20 protein-coding genes are annotated in these 16,764 nt (G+C 68.5%); 19 read left to right on the top strand and 1 reads right to left on the bottom strand.

Going from position 1 to position 16,764, the window contains the following annotated elements:
- The 18 genes from thrB (at position 1) to IPJ61_RS09530 (ending at position 15,182) form a co-directional block, all read left to right on the top strand.
- A complete protein-coding gene (thrB, locus tag IPJ61_RS09615) occupies positions 1 to 894 on the top strand; it encodes a homoserine kinase (RefSeq protein WP_297106268.1) in 894 nt (297 codons plus the stop codon).
- A 200-nt stretch (positions 895 to 1,094) separates the two neighbouring features.
- Entirely contained in the window at positions 1,095 to 2,834 is a 1,740-nt protein-coding gene (gene rho / locus IPJ61_RS09610) for a transcription termination factor Rho (RefSeq protein WP_297108101.1), read from the top strand.
- A gap of 104 nt (positions 2,835 to 2,938) precedes the next feature.
- On the top strand, positions 2,939 to 3,148 hold the full coding sequence (gene rpmE / locus IPJ61_RS09605) for a 50S ribosomal protein L31 (RefSeq protein WP_297106266.1): 210 nt from the start codon (positions 2,939 to 2,941) through the stop codon (positions 3,146 to 3,148).
- A 109-nt stretch (positions 3,149 to 3,257) separates the two neighbouring features.
- Entirely contained in the window at positions 3,258 to 4,325 is a 1,068-nt protein-coding gene (prfA, locus tag IPJ61_RS09600) for a peptide chain release factor 1 (RefSeq protein ID WP_297106264.1), read from the top strand.
- Positions 4,322 to 5,164 carry a peptide chain release factor N(5)-glutamine methyltransferase gene (prmC, locus tag IPJ61_RS09595; protein WP_297106262.1) on the top strand — a complete coding sequence of 281 codons (843 nt, stop codon included), beginning with the start codon at positions 4,322 to 4,324 and terminating at the stop codon, positions 5,162 to 5,164. Before prfA ends, prmC begins: the two co-directional genes overlap by 4 nt.
- 9 nt (positions 5,165 to 5,173) lie before the next feature.
- Positions 5,174 to 5,935, top strand: coding sequence for an L-threonylcarbamoyladenylate synthase (locus IPJ61_RS09590; RefSeq protein ID WP_459251275.1), 762 nt, complete (start codon positions 5,174 to 5,176; stop codon positions 5,933 to 5,935).
- On the top strand, positions 5,935 to 7,041 hold the full coding sequence (locus tag IPJ61_RS09585) for an MraY family glycosyltransferase (RefSeq protein WP_297106260.1): 1,107 nt from the start codon (positions 5,935 to 5,937) through the stop codon (positions 7,039 to 7,041). Before IPJ61_RS09590 ends, IPJ61_RS09585 begins: the two co-directional genes overlap by 1 nt.
- A complete protein-coding gene (locus tag IPJ61_RS09580) occupies positions 7,034 to 7,495 on the top strand; it encodes a hypothetical protein (RefSeq protein ID WP_297106258.1) in 462 nt (153 codons plus the stop codon). The genes IPJ61_RS09585 and IPJ61_RS09580 overlap by 8 nt, the downstream gene beginning before the upstream one ends.
- Before the next feature lie 41 nt (positions 7,496 to 7,536).
- Complete coding sequence (locus IPJ61_RS09575; RefSeq protein ID WP_297106256.1) at positions 7,537 to 7,767, top strand: hypothetical protein; 231 nt, start codon at positions 7,537 to 7,539, stop codon at positions 7,765 to 7,767.
- A gap of 17 nt (positions 7,768 to 7,784) precedes the next feature.
- The gene (gene atpB / locus IPJ61_RS09570; RefSeq protein ID WP_459251294.1) at positions 7,785 to 8,555 is read left to right on the top strand and encodes a F0F1 ATP synthase subunit A; all 771 of its coding nucleotides are present in this window, start codon (positions 7,785 to 7,787) and stop codon (positions 8,553 to 8,555) included.
- A 52-nt stretch (positions 8,556 to 8,607) separates the two neighbouring features.
- Positions 8,608 to 8,829: an ATP synthase F0 subunit C gene (gene atpE / locus IPJ61_RS09565; RefSeq protein ID WP_297106252.1), complete on the top strand. Its 222-nt coding sequence runs from the start codon at positions 8,608 to 8,610 to the stop codon at positions 8,827 to 8,829.
- Positions 8,830 to 8,837: 8 nt separating this feature from the next.
- Positions 8,838 to 9,383, top strand: a complete 546-nt coding sequence (locus IPJ61_RS09560; protein ID WP_297106250.1) for a F0F1 ATP synthase subunit B — start codon at positions 8,838 to 8,840, stop codon at positions 9,381 to 9,383.
- Positions 9,380 to 10,177 (top strand): F0F1 ATP synthase subunit delta, encoded by a 798-nt coding sequence (locus IPJ61_RS09555; protein ID WP_297106247.1) that lies wholly within the window; start codon positions 9,380 to 9,382, stop codon positions 10,175 to 10,177. Before IPJ61_RS09560 ends, IPJ61_RS09555 begins: the two co-directional genes overlap by 4 nt.
- 21 nt (positions 10,178 to 10,198) lie before the next feature.
- Complete coding sequence (gene atpA / locus IPJ61_RS09550) at positions 10,199 to 11,836, top strand: F0F1 ATP synthase subunit alpha (RefSeq protein WP_297106245.1); 1,638 nt, start codon at positions 10,199 to 10,201, stop codon at positions 11,834 to 11,836.
- A gap of 3 nt (positions 11,837 to 11,839) precedes the next feature.
- Complete coding sequence (locus IPJ61_RS09545; RefSeq protein ID WP_297106243.1) at positions 11,840 to 12,769, top strand: F0F1 ATP synthase subunit gamma; 930 nt, start codon at positions 11,840 to 11,842, stop codon at positions 12,767 to 12,769.
- An 8-nt stretch (positions 12,770 to 12,777) separates the two neighbouring features.
- Positions 12,778 to 14,229 (top strand): F0F1 ATP synthase subunit beta, encoded by a 1,452-nt coding sequence (atpD, locus tag IPJ61_RS09540; protein WP_297106241.1) that lies wholly within the window; start codon positions 12,778 to 12,780, stop codon positions 14,227 to 14,229.
- A 3-nt stretch (positions 14,230 to 14,232) separates the two neighbouring features.
- Positions 14,233 to 14,652, top strand: coding sequence for a F0F1 ATP synthase subunit epsilon (locus IPJ61_RS09535; protein WP_297106239.1), 420 nt, complete (start codon positions 14,233 to 14,235; stop codon positions 14,650 to 14,652).
- Between the two features lie 68 nt (positions 14,653 to 14,720).
- Entirely contained in the window at positions 14,721 to 15,182 is a 462-nt protein-coding gene (locus IPJ61_RS09530; RefSeq protein ID WP_297106237.1) for a DUF2550 domain-containing protein, read from the top strand.
- Between the two features lie 274 nt (positions 15,183 to 15,456).
- Here IPJ61_RS09530 and IPJ61_RS09525 read toward each other — a convergent pair whose 3' ends face one another.
- Positions 15,457 to 16,059 carry a cob(I)yrinic acid a,c-diamide adenosyltransferase gene (locus IPJ61_RS09525; protein ID WP_297106228.1) on the bottom strand — a complete coding sequence of 201 codons (603 nt, stop codon included), beginning with the start codon at positions 16,057 to 16,059 and terminating at the stop codon, positions 15,457 to 15,459.
- On the opposite strand from IPJ61_RS09525, the gene IPJ61_RS09520 reads away from it, so the two are divergent.
- Positions 16,058 to 16,750, top strand: coding sequence for a peptidylprolyl isomerase (locus IPJ61_RS09520; protein ID WP_297108098.1), 693 nt, complete (start codon positions 16,058 to 16,060; stop codon positions 16,748 to 16,750). The genes IPJ61_RS09525 and IPJ61_RS09520 overlap by 2 nt on opposite strands.
- The last annotated feature ends 14 nt before the right edge of the window (positions 16,751 to 16,764 follow it).

Below are 16,764 nucleotides of genomic sequence, written 5' to 3'. Positions count from 1 at the left end.
ATGGGGCGTCGGCTCGCGGTTCGCGTCCCGGCAACCACCGCCAACCTCGGCTCGGGCTTCGACTGCGTCGGGATGGCATTCGACTGGTACGACGAGCTGACGCTGGAAGTCCTCGACGGCGCCGGCCTCGAGATCGAGGTGACGGGCGAGGGCGCAGGCCAGGTGCCTCGCGACGAGCGACACCTCGTCGTCGCCTCGATCCACCGCGGCCTCGCTGCATTCGGGGTCACCGTCCCCGGAATGCGTCTGACGAGCCACAACACCATCCCGCACTCACGCGGCCTCGGCTCCTCGGCGGCCGCCATCGTCGCGGGCCTCGCCCTCGCGTGGGGGATCGCCAAGCCGGGGGAGCCGCTCGACCCGGCGGTCGTCACGCGGTTGGCCACCGACGTCGAGGGGCACCCGGACAACGCGGGCGCAGCGGCGTGGGGAGGCGCGATCCTCGCCTGGTCGCGCGAGGGGCGCGTGTCCCTGGTCCAGCTGCCGCTGCCCGACGACTTCGAGGCCGTCTCGTTCGTGCCCGACATCGAGTGCTCCACGGACGAGGCCCGTGCGCTCCTCCCGGACCGCGTCTCCCGCGAGGACGCCGTCGCGCAGGCCATCACGGCAGCGGTGCTGCCGCTGGCCCTGACGCTGCGCCCCGACCTGCTCTTCGACGCCACCGCCGACCGTCTGCATCAGCAGTACCGGGCGCCGATGATGCCGGAGTCCTACGACCTGATGCAGCGGCTGCGCGCCGCGGGCGTGCCGGCCACGATCTCCGGCGCCGGCCCAACGGTGATCGCCGTCGGACCGACGGTGCAGCTCGCCGCCGCGTGGGAGGTCCCCGCGGAGGGTTTCGAGGTCCGTCGGCTGAGGCCCGCGGACGGCGTCGTCCTGACCGAGCTGGCGTGATTGTTTGCCAAGGCGGGCCGCCTTGCTAGGATTGCATCGGTTTTGACCGACGCGCCGCTGGAGGCCGTTGCCCCGGAGGGCGGACGCAGTTCGGAAATCACCTCATCTTCACCCGCCGACGGTCTGCGCTGCATACCTGACCCGCGCCGGTCGGCACCATGGAAGGATATTCGTTGAGCGAATCCGTGAATCTCGGCAGCATGAAGCTGGTCGAGTTGAAGTCCCTTGCCGGTTCCCTTGGTATCAAGGGAACCTCCGCGATGCGCAAGGGCGACCTCGTCACCGCCATTCAGGCAAAGGGCGGCCAGGGCTCGGCCCCCGCCGCGGCCGCCGCCCCCGCGGCGGAGCGCCCGCGGCGCAGGGCCGAGCGCCCGGCAGGTGAGGCCACGCAGGAGCGGCTCGTCAAGGAGGAGCGCCCGGCAAAGGCCGAGCAGGCAAAGACCGAGCAGGCCAAGGCCGAGGCTCCCGCCGCGCAGCAGGCGGCGGAGCGCGCGCCGCAGGACAACCAGGGCGAGGCCGCGCCGTCGCGCAGCCGCCGCCGCCGGAGCCGTGACCGCGACCGCAACGGCGGCCAGCAGGAGGTCATCAGTGAGGTCGGCGACCTGCTCGACGCCGCGATGGGCGCCCAGGGCGTGGTGCCTCCCACTAAGCCCGTCACGCAGCCGGAGCCCGTGGGCTATGACGATGCCGATGGGCGCCGCGGGCGGCGTCGCCGCAACCGCGACAGGAGCAGCACCAACCGCCGCACCGGCCGGGGCGGACAGGGGCTCGAGCGCATGGAGGCCGAGCCGACCGTCGCCGAGGACGACGTCCTGGCATCGATCTCCGGCATCGTCGACATCCTCGACAACTACGCCTTCGTCCGGACCACCGGCTACCTGCCGGGTCCCGCGGACGCCTACGTCGCGATGTCGACCGTGCGCCGCTACGGGCTGCGCCGCGGCGACGTCATCACCGGCGCTATCCGCACGCCGCGGGAGGGTGAGCGCAAGGAGAAGTTCAACCCGCTCGTCCGCCTGGACTCGGTGAACGGCGACGACCCGGAGAAGGCGAAGGGCCGCCCGGAGTTCGCGAAGCTGACCCCGCTGTACCCGCAGGAGCGGCTGCGCATCGAGACGGTGCAGAACCAGATCACCGGCCGCATCATCGACCTCGTTGCGCCCATCGGCAAGGGCCAGCGTGGCCTTATCGTGTCGCCGCCCAAGGCAGGCAAGACCATGGTGATGCAGGCGATCTCGAACGCGATCGCCGCCAACCATCCCGAGGTCCACCTCATGGTCGTGCTTGTCGACGAGCGCCCCGAGGAGGTCACGGACTTCCAGCGCACCGTCTCCGGAGAGGTCATCGCGTCGACGTTCGACCGCCCCGCGGAGGACCACACCACCATCTCAGAGCTGGCCATCGAGCGCGCCAAGCGCCTCGTGGAGCTGGGCCATGACGTCGTCGTGCTGCTCGACGGCATCACCCGCCTCGGCCGCGCCTACAACCTGGCCGCGCCCGCATCGGGCCGCATCCTGTCGGGCGGCGTGGACTCCGCGGCGCTGTACCCGCCGAAGAAGTTCTTCGGCGCGGCCCGCAACATCGAGAACGGCGGCTCACTGACCATCCTCGCGACGGCGCTCATCGAGACCGGCTCCCGGATGGACGAGGTCATCTTCGAGGAGTTCAAGGGAACGGGCAACATGGAGCTGCGCCTGCGCCGCGAGCTGGCGGACAAGCGCATCTTCCCGGCCATCGATGTCGACGCCTCCAGCACGCGCCGCGAGGACCTGCTGCTGGGCCGTGACGAGCTGAACATCATCTGGAAGCTGCGGCGCGCCCTGAGCGGTCTCGACGACCAGGCGGCGCTCGAGACACTCAAGTCGCGCATGGCGAAGACGGCCAACAATCACGACTTCCTGCTGAGCGTGCTCAAGACGACGCCCGCCCAGGAGGGGTGAACTCGGACCGAACTTGGTTTTGCGCGCGAACAGCGGCAAAATGTCCTCTTGCGCCGGTTCACGCTTGCGAGCGACCCGGGCAACCTGACAAAAGGAGATCCATCATGAAGCAGGGCATTCACCCTGACTACGTGGAGACCGAGGTGCACTGCACCTGCGGCAACACGTTCACCACCCGCAGCACGCTGAAGAAGGGCACGATGAGCGCCGATGTGTGCGCCGAGTGCCACCCGTTCTACACGGGCAAGCAGAAGATCCTCGACACCGGCGGCCGCGTCGCACGGTTCGAGCGTCGGTACGCCAAGAAGAAGTAGCTACTTCCACGAACGCCTGGCTGGGTCCACCCGGCCGGGCGTTCGTCATTCTGTACGTCGTGTCGAAACCAATAGACGCCCCCACGAGAAGCAACCAGAGACGAGCCCGATGTTCGACAACGCTCAACCGCTGATCGACGAGTTCCATGACCTCGAGACGCAGCTGGCCGATCCCGCGCTGCATGCCGATCTGGCGCGCTCGCGCAAGGTGGGGCGCCGGTACGCGGCGCTGCGGCCGATCGTCGAGGGGATCGAGGAGTACCGCAGGCTGACCGACGACCGGGAGGCCGCCGTCGAGCTCGCCGCCGACGACGCATCGTTCGCGGAGGAGGTCGCCGAGATCGATGCGCGCCTCGCGACGGCGACAGAGCGGCTGACGCGGCTGCTCGCGCCACGTGACCCCAACGACGACGCGGACGCGCTGGTCGAGATCAAGTCCGGCGAAGGCGGCGACGAGTCGGCCCTTTTTGCGGGGGACCTTTTGAAGATGTACACCCGGTACGCGGAGCAGGTGGGATGGAAGGTCGAGGTGCTGGACGAGCAGTCGACCGACCTCGGCGGCTACAAGTCGGTGACGGTCGCCGTAAAGGCAACGGGCGGCCAAGAGTTCGGCCCGTACGGGCGGCTCAAGTTCGAGGGCGGTGTGCACCGTGTGCAGCGCGTCCCCGTCACCGAGTCCCAGGGCCGCATCCACACGTCGGCGGCGGGCGTGCTCGTCATGCCCGACGTCGAAGCAGACGAGGTCGAGATCAACGACGACGACCTCCGCATCGACGTGTTCCGCGCCTCGGGTCCGGGCGGTCAGGGCGTCAATACCACCGACTCGGCCGTGCGCATCACTCACCTGCCGACCGGGGTGGTTGTCAGCTGCCAGAACGAGCGCTCGCAGCTGCAGAACAAGGAGTCGGCGATGCGCATGCTCCGCGCCCGCCTGACCCAGGTCGCGGAGGAGAAGGCCGCCGCGGCGGCGTCGGACGCCCGCAAGTCGCAGGTCCGCACCGTCGACCGCTCAGAGCGCATCCGCACTTACAACTTCCCGGAGAACCGGATCACGGATCACCGGATCGGCTTCAAGGCTCACAACCTCGACGCTGTGCTCGACGGCTCGCTGACCGCCGTCCTCGACGCGTTGGCCGAGCAGGACCTGGCCGAGCGGCTGGCCGGCGTCAGATCGTGAGCGAGGCCGCCCACGAGGTGGCGCTGCGTCTCGCGTCGTCCGGCTCGCCGAGTCCCGGGCCGGAGGCGCGGCAGCTCGTCGCGCACGTCCTGGGGGTCGACGTGTCGCGCCTGATCGCCGCGCCTCAGCCGACACCCGAGCAGCGCGCCGAGATCGACCTGGTTGTGGCACGGCGGGCGGCGGGGGAGCCGCTGCAGCATCTCACCGGGGTCGCCTACTTCCGCCATGAGGAACTTGCCGTCGGGCCCGGTGTCTTCATCCCGCGGCCGGAGACCGAGGAGATGGTCGGCTGGGCGCTGAGGGCGCTTGCCGGGCGTCCCGCGGGGAGGCGCCGCGTCGTCGAGCTGTGTGCCGGGTCCGGCGCCATCACCGCGTCGCTGTCGACCGAGCTGGGCGGCGTCGACTTGCACGCCGTCGAGCTGTCCCCGGAGGCCCACGCCTATCTCGAACGCAACCTCGCCGGGCGCGCCGTGCGGGTCGAGCGCGGCGACATGGCCGACGCCTTCACCGACCTCGACGGCACCGTCGATCTCGTGGTCGTCAACCCCCCGTATGTCCCGACGGGGCACCTTCCGTTCCTGCCGAGCGACGTCGTCGACCACGAGCCGGGCATGGCACTCTTCTCTGGCGCCGACGGCCTGGACGCCATCCGCGTCGTCGCCGACGTCGCGCGGCGGCTGCTGCGGCCCGGCGGCCTGCTCGCCACCGAACACGACGACTCGCACCAGGCCCAGGTGATCGGCCTGCTCGCCGCCGCGGGCTTCGCCGACGTCGTCGGACATCCCGACCTGACGGGCCGCCCGCGCTTCGTGACCGCCCGGATAGGAACAGACGATTAGGATCGCCACGTGACTGAAACCCCCCGCGTCTTCGCGCTGGACACCGATGCAGAGGCCGGCCTCGTGGAGGCTGCGGCCGCCGTCGCGAACGGCGAGTGCGTCGTGCTTCCCACCGACACCGTCTACGGAATCGGCGCCAACGCCTTCGACAAGGCCGCCGTACAGCGCCTGCTGGACGCGAAGGAGCGCGGCCGCGACATGCCGCCACCGGTGCTGATCGCCGAGCCCTCGATGCTGCGCGCCGTCGGAGACGACGTTCCGGACGCCGCCAAGGCTTTGGCGCACGCATTCTGGCCCGGTGCCCTCACGCTGATCCTCAAGGCGCAGCCCAAGTCCGGGATGGAGTTGGGGGAGACCCGCGGCACCGTCGCGGTCCGCGTGCCCGATCACGACGACGCCCGTGCCCTGCTGCGGCGCACCGGCCCGCTCGCCGTGAGCTCCGCCAACGTCTCCGGGCGGCCTCCCGCGACCACCGCCGAGGAGGCCCTCGCCCAGCTGGGCGACCGTGTCGCCGTCTACCTTGACGGCGGGACGGCGCGGGGTGGCGTCGCCTCGACGATCGTCGACTTCGCGAGCACCCCCGACGGCGTCGTCCTGCGCGACGGCGCCCTCTCTCTCGGGCAGCTCCGGGAGCACGCGCCGACGGTTACCGCGAAGGCCGAGCCCGCACCGGAGCCGGAACCCGAGACCGAACCTGAACCCGGGAAGGCCGAGGATACGGAGGAGCCGACCGAGCTGATCGCCCCGACCGACGAGCAGCCAACGCCCTAATGCGCGAGTATCTGCTCGTGTTGCTGGTGGCGGCGGGCGTGACCTATCTGCTGGCAGGACTCTGCCGCCGCATCGCCGTACGCACGGGGATGCTCGCGCCGGTGCGCAGCCGGGACGTCCACACCTTTCCCATCCCCTACCTCGGCGGGGTTGCGATGCTCGGCGGCCTCGCCGTCGCGTTCCTGCTCGCGCTCCAGATGCCGTTCCTCGGCCGCTACGCCGTCGTCGCGCACGACGCGTATGCGGTGCTGTGGGCAGGCCTCGTGATCTGCGTCGTCGGGGTGCTCGACGACAAGTACGACCTGCCGCCGCTCGTGAAGTTCGCCGGGCAGATCACCGCCGCCGGCGTCGCCGTGGCAGGCGGCGTGCGGCTGTACTGGATACCGCTGCCCGACCGGATCGTGGGACTCGACCCGGCGAGCAGCATCATGATCACCGTCGTCGTGATCGCGCTCTGCGTCAATGCGGTCAACATGGTGGACGGACTCGACGGCCTGGCCGCGGGCGTGGTCGCGATCGGGTCCGGCGCCTTCTTCGCCTACACCTACGTCCTCGCCTACGAGCAGGAGCTGGTGCGGTCGACGACCGCGAGCCTCGTGACCGTCGCGACGTGCGGGATCGCGCTCGGGTTCCTTCTGCACACCTGGCATCCCGCCAAGATGTTCATGGGGGATACCGGCGCCATGCTGCTCGGCCTGCTCGTCGCGATGAGCGCGATCTCCTACACCGGCCAGCTCGATCCCGGGGCCGTTTCGTCGGGCAGCGACGTCCTCCCGGCGCTGCTGCCGATCCTCCTGCCGATCGCCGTGCTCGCCCTGCCGCTGCTCGACCTCGTGATGGCCTGGGTGCGTCGGGCCTCGCGCGGGCAGCACCCCTTCTCGGCCGATAAGCAGCACCTGCATCACCGGCTCCTGGAACGCGGGCACTCGCACCGGGGCGCGGTGCTCCTGATGTATGCGTGGACCGCCGCCGCGTCCTTCGGGGTCGTCGCCATCGCACTGACGCGTCAGCTGATGGTCGTGGCATTGGTTGTCGTGGCGCTCGTCCTGCTCGTTTTCCTCACTCGCCGCCCCTTCATCACCACACAGGAGGACGGCCGTGGCTGAGCGGAAGGTGACGGCGGCGACGGTCAGGGCGCGCCAGATGATGATGGGCGGGGTGGTGATGGGTCACGTCGTCGGGTTCACGGTGATCGGCCTTGCGTTGGCGATGGGCGGGCCGGGAGCGGCGCTGACCGCCGCGCTGGGCTTCGCCGCCGTCGTGGTCTTCTACGGGATCGGGCAGGCGCTGGAGGTCGTCGCCTCCGAGATGGCGTCGTCCCAGGGCCTCATCCTTGTGCTCGTCAGCTACGTGGTCCGGGTCGTCGGAATCGCCGCAGGACTGTGGCTGCTGCTGGGCCTTCCGCAGGTCGCGCCCCTTGTCTCACCGCCCTGGCTTGTGGCGAGCGTCGCAGGAACGGTGTTCGCCTGGGTGAGCGGCGTCGTGCTCGTCGCGGCCCGGCAGAGGGTGCCCGTCTACGACAACGAGTACGAGCCGCCCGCTGTTCAGGATGACGATTGATGTGGATTACCGCGGCGTTCTTACGCTAGGCTCCTACCGACATGGGCACCACCGATTCGCCACCCAAGGGTCCAGAACGTTCTGGCCCCTCGGGGAACGAGGACGGCATGGTCGTACTGAGCTACATCCTCGCGGGAATCATTTTCTACGGGGGACTGGGTTGGGTTGGTGACCATTTCCTGAAAACCTCGTGGTTGCTGCCGCTGGGCCTCATCTTGGGTCTGGTTAGCAGCATCTACTTGATCATCAAACGATACGGGAGCGGTACGTGACTTTGGCACTACTTCCGATGGAGGGCGGCGGTCCCGAGCCGCCGGGCGTGCATGACTTCATCTTTGAGGCCGCGTGGCAGGGTGCCCCTGACTGGGTGAACAAGCCGTTCCTGCAGGCCGTCATCGGTGCGCTGCTCGTCATCATCCTCTGGTGGATCGCGGCGCGCCGCCTCAAGGTGAAGCCGTCGAAGGGCCAGTTCCTCGCCGAGTACGTCTACGAGTTCGTGCGCAACGGCATCGCCCGGGACATCCTGCACCATGACTTCCGGAAGTTCCTTCCGTTCCTGCTCGCGCTGTTCTCGTTCATCCTCGTGAACAACTGGTTCGGCGAGTTCTTCTTCTTCATGTACCCCACGTTCTCGAACGTCGGCTACGCCTACGGCCTCGCGTTCCTCTCCTGGTGCGTGTACGTGGGGGCCGGCTTCAAGAAGTGGGGTTTCGGCTTCCTGAGGAAGTCGCTGATCCCCGAAGGCGTGCCGGGTTACCTGCTCCCGCTCGTGATGCCGCTCGAGTTCCTCGCCACGTTCATCACGCGCCCCGTGACGCTGGCGCTCCGTCTTTTCGCCAACCTGTTCGCCGGTCACCTCGTGGTGCTGGTGTTCGTGGTCGGCGGCGGGTTCCTGCTGACCTACGCGGACAACACCTTCTACAACGTCGCCGGCGGTGTCTCCCTTCTGTTCAGCATCGTCATCCTGCTGCTCGAGCTCTTCATCGGCGCCCTGCAGGCCTATATCTTCACCGTTCTGACCGCCCAATACGTGTCGACCTCGATCGCCGAGGCGCACTGACCAACCCGACTTCCGGCTCGCCCGAGCCGAGAAGCCATCCGAAAGGAACAAGATGCTGTCCCTCCTCGAAATCACCGGCAACCTGAACATGATCGGTTACGGCATTGCGACGATCTCGCCGGCGCTCGGCGTTGCCTGGATCTTCGCGTCGGTCATCAACGGCACCGCCCGTCAGCCCGAGGCCCGTGGCGCGATGATGAGCACCGCCTTCATCGGCTTCGCCGTCGTTGAGGCGCTCGCCATCATCGGCATCGCCCTCGCGTTCGTCCTCTGAGCGGCGTCATGATCCCCACTCTTGGGGTGCTGCAAGAGATCAACCTCGGGCCTCTTGCGCCCCACCACCCGGTCGAGATCATCGTCGGCATCGTGCTGGCGCTGGTGGTCACCCTCATCATGTGGAAGTTCGTCGTGCCTTCGTTCGAGAAGATGTACGCGGAGCGGTCAGACAAGATCGAGGGCGGCATGCAGCGCGCGGCCGCGGCCGAAGCCCGAGCCGAGGCAGCGCTCGCCGACTACACGCACCAGCTCACCGCTGCGCGTGAGGAGGCGGCCCGAATCCGCGAGGACGCGAAGAACCAGTCGGCGACCATCCTGGCCGAGGCGCGCGACGCCGCCCAGAAGGAGTCAGCACGCATCCTCGACGCGGGCCGCGCCCAGCTGGACGCCGAGCGCTCCCAGCTGCTCGTCGAGCTGCGCGGCCAGGTCGGCGGCATCGCCACCGACCTCGCGGGCAAGATCGTCGGCGAGTCCCTGACCGACGACGAGCGCGCCCAGCGCACGATCGACCGGTTCCTCGCCGATCTTGAGACGGCAGGTCAGGCCCGATGACGGCTCGCGACGCTGCCATCGCAGAGCTTGACGCCGCCGTTGACGCCATCGCCACCGATGCCGCCACCGCCGTCGAGCTGTTCGCCGTCGTCGATCTCCTCGACGGCCAGCCGATGCTGCGTCGATCCCTGTCGGATCCCTCGTCGTCTGACGAGTCGCGGGCACAGCTCGCCCAGCGCCTGTTCGCCGGGAAGGTGGCCCCGGCCACGCTCGGCGTGCTGCAGGCCGTCGTGAAGGCGGCGCACCGGAGCGGCAACGCCCTGGTCACGGCGCTCGACCGACAGGGTGTGCGCCTCGCCCTCCGCCAGGCCCGTGACACCGGGCAGCTGGACGAGGTCACCTCCGAGCTCTACCAGGTCTCGCTCCTCGTCGAGGAGAGCCACGACCTCGGGGCGGTCCTGCGGAACCCCGCCTACCCGGTGGAGGCCAAGCGCGGCCTCGTCGCCGGGCTGGTGCAGGGCAAGGTGTCGGCCGCCACGCTCGAGCTGGTCAACCGCGCCGTCAACGCACGCCGTCGGACCTTTGGCCTCACCATCCAGGGCTACCTGGACATGGCGGCGAAGCTCGCCGGACAGCGGATCGCGAAGGTGACCGTCGCCCGCGAGTTGGACGAGGGCCGGATCGCCCGGCTGAAGTCTGCGCTCGAAGCCCAGGTCGGTGCGCCGGTGACCCTCCAGGTCGCCGTCGACCCCGCTGTGCTGGGTGGCGTGAGCGTCTCCCTCGGCGACGATGTATACGAATCAACCGTTGCTGCCCGGCTCGAAGACGCCCGCCGGCAACTTATCAACCTGTGAGAATCCAGAAAGTAGGACGCAATGGCTGAACTCACCATCAGCCCGGACGAGATCCGCAGCGCTCTTGACGACTTCGTCAAGACGTACGAGCCGGCGGGGGCCTCGCGCACCGAGGTCGGCACCGTCGTCAGCTCCGGCGACGGCATCGCCCGAGTCGAGGGTCTTCCCTCGGCCATGGCGAACGAGCTGCTGCGATTCGAGAACGGAACCCAGGGCATCGCCCTGAACCTGGACGAGCGTGAGATCGGCGTCGTCGTCCTCGGCGACTCTGAGGGCATCGACGAGGGGTCCATCGTGCACGGCACGGGCGACGTCCTCTCTGTCCCGGTCGGCGACGGCTTCCTCGGCCGCGTCGTGGACGCCATGGGCAACCCGATCGACGGTCTCGGCGAGATCAGCGGCATCGACGGACGCCGCGCACTCGAACTGCAGGCCGCCGGCGTCATGGACCGCCAGGAGGTCCGCGAGCCGCTGCAGACCGGCCTGAAGGCCATCGACGCGATGATCCCGATCGGCCGCGGCCAGCGCCAGTTGATCATCGGCGACCGCAAGACCGGCAAGACGGCCATCGCGATCGACACGATCATCAACCAGAAGTCGAACTGGGAGTCCGGCGACCCGAAGAAGCAGGTCCGCTGCATCTACGTCGCCATCGGCCAGAAGGGCTCGACCATCGCGGAGGTCCGCGGAACGCTCGAGCAGGCCGGCGCCTTGGAGTACACGACGATCGTGCACGCCCCGGCGTCCGACCCCGCGGGCTTCAAGTACATCGCCCCCTACTCGGGTTCGGCGATCGGCCAGCACTGGATGTACCAGGGCAAGCACGTCTTGATCGTGTTCGACGACCTGACGAAGCAGGCCGAGGCCTACCGCGCGATGTCGCTGCTGCTGCGTCGCCCTCCGGGCCGCGAGGCGTACCCCGGCGACGTGTTCTACCTCCACTCCCGCCTGCTGGAGCGCTGCGCCAAGCTCTCCAACGAGCTGGGCGGCGGCTCGATGACCGGCCTGCCGATCATCGAGACGAAGGCCAACGACGTGTCGGCCTACATCCCGACCAACGTGATCTCCATCACCGATGGCCAGATCTTCCTCCAGTCGGACCTCTTCAACGCGAATCAGCGCCCGGCGGTCGACGTCGGCGTCTCGGTCTCCCGCGTCGGCGGCGCCGCGCAGGTCAAGGCCATGAAGCAGGTCTCCGGCTCGCTGAAGCTGAGCCTCGCGCAGTACCGCGACATGCAGGCCTTCGCGATGTTCGCCTCCGACCTCGACGCGGCCACCCGTCGCCAGCTCGACCGAGGCGCCCGCCTCACCGAGCTGCTGCGCCAGGGCCAGTACGCGCCGTACCCGGTGGAGAACCAGGTCGTCAGCGTCTGGGCCGGCATTGAGGGCCACTTCGACGACGTTCCCGTCGACGACGTGCTGCGCTTTGAGCAGGAGTTCCTCGACTACCTCTCCCACAACGGCGACGTGCTGAGCGGCATCGCGTCCGACTTCCAGTTCGGCGATGACCGCAAGGCGGCGACGCTGGCGGCACTCGCGGACTTCCGGCAGCTCTTCCGGACCTCGGAGGGCAAGCTGCTCGTCGGTCGTGAGGAGCACGCGCCGCTGGGTGACGAGGAGATCGGCCAGGAGACGATCACCCGTCCGAAGCGGGGTTAACGGATGGCTAGCAGTCTGCGCGAGCTTCGAGAGCGTCGTCGTGCCACTACGACGACGAAGAAGATCACCCGCGCCATGGAACTGATCGCGGCGTCGCGCATCGTCAAGGCCCAGCAGGCGGCCCGTGCCGCTCTGCCGTACACGCTGGAGTTGGACCGCGCGATGTCTGCGCTCGCCTACGCGAACGATGAGATCAAGCACCCGCTGGTGACGGCGGTGCCGAATCCGAAGCGCTCCGCGCTGCTGGTCATCACCAGCGACCGGGGCCTGGCGGGCGCCTACTCGACCAACGCCATCAAGTCCGCGGAGCAGCTTCGGGCGAAGCTGGCCGCGGAGGGGCAGGAGATCGACCTGTACGTGACGGGGCAGAAGGGTGTCGCCTACTGCGACTTCCGCAACATCCCGATCGTGCAGAGCTGGACCGGTTTCTCCGACCGGCCCACCTACGCCCATGCCCGAGAGATCGCCGAGGTGCTCACGGCCACCTTCCTGGCCGATACCGAGGCGGGTGGCGTGGACCAGCTCCACACCGTCGGCACGCGCTTCGTCTCCATGGTCAAGCAGGTCCCGCTGCCTCGCCGGTTGCTCCCGATCGAGATCGTCGACGCCAACGACCTGCCTCTGGATGACAGCGGGGCCCCGGTCGAGCAGTCGAACCCGATCTACGCGTTCGAGCCGGACCCGACCACCGTGCTGGATGCCCTGTTCCCGATGTTCGTCGCGAACCGCATCTTCTTCGCGCTGCAGATGTCCGCGGCCTCCGAGCTGGCCAGCCGCCAGCGGGCAATGAAGTCGGCGACGGACAACGCACAGGCCCTGATCGAGCAGTTGACCCGCGAAGCGAACCAGGCGCGTCAGGCCGAGATCACCCAAGAAATCACTGAAATCGTCGGTGGCGCCTCGGCGCTCGCCGAGTCAGCCGGAAACGAATGAGGAAACAAATGACTGCCACTGTGAGCGAGACGAAGCCTGCCACCGCGGGTGGCATCGGTCGCGTCGCCCGCGTCATCGGCCCGGTTGTGGACGTCGAGTTCGCGGGCGATCAGATCCCCGAGATCGGCAACGCCCTGCTCGTCGACACCGAGGTGATGGGCGAGAAGCGGACCATGACCATGGAGGTCGCCCTCCACGTGGGTGACAACCTGGTGCGTGCCATCGCGCTGAAGCCGACCGACGGCATGCGCCGCGGCGCCGAGGTGCGCGACACCGGCGCGCCGATCTCGGTGCCCGTCGGTGACGTCACGAAGGGCCACGTCTGGAACGTGACCGGCGACGTGCTCAACGCCGATCCCGCCACCGTCGAGATCACCGAGCGCTGGCCGATCCACCGTCCCGCGCCGAAGTTCGACGCCCTCGAGTCGCGCACCCAGATGCTGGAGACCGGCATCAAGGTCCTCGACCTGCTGACCCCGTACGTGCAGGGCGGCAAGATCGGCCTGTTCGGCGGCGCCGGCGTCGGCAAGACCGTCCTCATCCAGGAGATGATCTACCGCATCGCCCACAACTTCGGTGGCACCTCGGTGTTCGCCGGCGTGGGGGAGCGGACCCGTGAGGGCAACGACCTCATCAACGAGATGGAGGAGGCCGGCGTCCTCAAGGACACCGCGCTCGTGTTCGGCCAGATGGACGAGCCCCCGGGCACCCGCCTCCGCGTCGCGCTGTCTGCCCTGACCATGGCGGAGTACTTCCGCGATGTGCAGAACCAGGACGTGCTGCTGTTCATCGACAACATCTTCCGCTTCACCCAGGCGGGTTCCGAGGTGTCGACGCTGCTCGGCCGCATGCCTTCCGCGGTGGGCTACCAGCCCAACCTGGCCGACGAGATGGGTCAGCTGCAGGAGCGCATTACGTCGACGAAGGGCCACTCGATCACCTCGATGCAGGCGATCTACGTTCCCGCCGACGACTACACCGACCCGGCGCCGGCCACCACCTTCGCCCACCTCGACGCGACCACCGAGCTGTCGCGTGAGATCGCGTCGCGTGGCCTCTACCCGGCCGTCGATCCGCTTTCCTCGTCGTCGCGCATCCTGGACCCGCAGTACATCGGCCACGACCACTACAACGTCGCGGTCCGCGTGAAGCAGATCCTGCAGCGCAACAAGGAGCTGCAGGACATCATCGCCATCCTCGGTATCGACGAGCTGTCCGAAGAGGACAAGATCGTCGTCAACCGGGCGCGTCGGATCCAGCAGTTCCTGTCGCAGAACACCTACATGGCCGAGAAGTTCACGAACATCCCGGGCTCCACGGTCCCGCTGGCCGAGACCATCGAGTCGTTCAAGATGATCTGCAACGGCGACGTCGATCACATCGCCGAGCAGGCGTTCTTCAACGTCGGCGGCATGGAAGATGTCATGCGCGCTTGGGACAAGATTCAGAAGGAAAACTGACGGATGGAGCGCCAACCGCTCGAAGTAGAGGTCGTCTCCGCGACCCGGGTCGTGTGGTCCGGGACAGCGATCAACGTCATCGCGCGCACGGTCGAGGGTGACATCGGCATCCTGCCGGGTCACGAGCCCTTGTTCGCGCTGCTGGTGCCGGGAGTCGTCGAGGTGGTCACGGCCGACGGCCGGAGCGAGTCGATCGCCGTTGACGGCGGGTTCATCTCGGTGGCGCACGGCCACGTGTCCATCCTCAGCCAGGTGATCCTGCTCGGTCACGAAGTGGGCCTTGAGGAGGCCCACCGCGAGGCGGCGGGGATCGCGACCAAGGCCTATCAAGGCCAGGCCGACGATCAGGAGCTGCATCGCCTCCGCATACTCAAGGCGCAGATCCGCGCCGGTGAGGCTGCTGCGAAGCAGGCGGCAAGCTAGCAACAATACGCTCAGGGCGGTCCCGAAAGGGGCTGCCCTGAGTGCGTACCTGGGGAGGGAGCGCGCCGATGCCATGGGACATCGTCATCGTGACGCTGGTGTGCGTCTTCGTGGCGCTGCTGCCCTTCGCGCTGCTCTACCTTCGCCGCCGCTGGCTCACTGGCCAGGGCGGCCTTTTTGATTGCGCCTACCGCCTGCGCGAGGACTCCAGCGGCGCCGGGTGGATGCTCGGCGTCGCCCGCTACCGCGGCGAGAACCTGGAGTGGTTCCGGTCCTTCTCGCTCAGCCTGCGCCCCAAGATGGTGTTTCCCCGGGCACTGACCTCGTACGTGCACCAACGCTCGCCGGTCGGTCTGGAGGCCATCGCCCTGTTCGAGGACGCGATGATCGTCACGCTCCGCGACCGGGTCTCCGGCCGCGCGAGCGCCCTCTCCATGGCCCCCGAGGAGGTGCTGGCGCTGATGAGCTGGCTCGAGTCGGCACCTCCCGGAAGCCATTACCTCCCGACCAGCGCTGACTCGCCCCTCTGACCGACCGCTGATTGTCGACGCCAATAGGCCGCACCCGATCTTCAGGACTGCCTGCTGCCCGCTCTCGCTCGGTGTGTCAACCGCGACTTGCCGACTCCCTGGACGCCAGTTACTTCGGGCCGGACCACATCGTTCCTTGGATCCCGAGGCCCCCGCGCGGAGCGCCGGGCCCGTGTCGAAAGGTCCGAGACCTGGGCAGGCAGCCGCGGAAGGCGCGGGACCTTTCGACTCGACGACTCGGCTGGCTCCTCGTGCGTCGGCTCAAGGACCGATATCAGTGGCGGGAGGGCTTCTCCCGGTCGGTGCCTGGAACCCACAGGACTTCGTGTTGGGTGCCGTTTGCGGCGCGGCTCATGATGAACAACAGGTCGGACAGGCGGTTCAGGTAGGTGATGGCCAGCGGGTTCACGCCGCCTACGGCGTCGAAGCCATGTTCCTCCGCGCAGCGCCATGCAGCGCGCTCGGCGCGGCGGGCGATCGTGCGGGCCACGTGAAGCTGCGCGCCGGCGGGGGAGCCTCCGGGCAGGATGAAGCTGCGGAGCACAGGCAACTCGTCCTGGAGCTCGTCGCAGAAGCCCTCGAGGCGGTCGATGCAGTGCTGCTCGATCCGCAGCGGCTCCCACTTCGGGGCGGGGTCGAGCGGGTTGGCGATGTCGGAGCCGAGGTCGAACAGCTCGTTCTGGATCAGGCCCAACATCTCGACGACGCGCTCCGGCAGGCCGCCCAGCGCGAGGGCGACGCCGATGGCGGAGTTCGCCTCGTCGATGTGGCCGTACGCCTCTACGCGGAGGTCCGTCTTGCGGACCTCGGAGTTGTCGACGAGGCGCGTGGTGCCCTTGTCGCCTGTGCGGGTGTATATCTTGCTCAGCGTGACCATGCCGCCAATCTATGCCAGAGTGGAGCGCGTGCGCACGCTGACCACCTTCCCCGTCGTCCTCGCCGCCGCATCGGCCCTCGTGCTCGCGGGGTGCGCGGATGCCAACAACACGAATCCCGGCGGCTCGGCCGCGGGGACCGTCGCTTGCGCGTACCCGCCCGACGGCGACCCTGCGCGCGCCGTCGATCCGCCGGACACCAAGGACGTCCCCGCGACCGGCACCGTGAGCGCGACCCTTTCGCTGACCGCGGGCGATGTCACGCTGACCCTCGACAGGGCGAAGGCTCCGTGCACCGTCAACTCGTTCACGTCTTTGGCAGAGCAGGGCTACTACGACGACACGGTGTGCCACCGCCTCGTCGACTACAGCATCTTCATCCTGCAGTGCGGCGACCCGACCGCCACCGGCACTGGCGGCCCCGGCTACACGATCCCCGACGAGGTGGACAAGTCCGTGACCTACCCGGCGGGTGTGGTCGCGATGGCCAAGCGCCAGGCGCCGAACACGGGCGGCTCGCAGTTTTTCCTCGTGTGGGACGACACGGATCTCCCGGCGGAGTACACCGTGTTCGGCACCATGGACGACGCGGGCCTCGACGTCGTACGCGGGATCGCCGCTCAGGGCGTCGACGGCGACGACAAGACATCACCTATCGCCGAGGCCAAGATCCAGACGGTGACGCTGGGGTAGTGTCCAACGACCTT

This window comes from Tessaracoccus sp., assembly GCF_016714275.1.
Classification (GTDB): domain Bacteria; phylum Actinomycetota; class Actinomycetes; order Propionibacteriales; family Propionibacteriaceae; genus Arachnia.
This window is presented reverse-complemented; position numbering and strand designations above follow the sequence as displayed.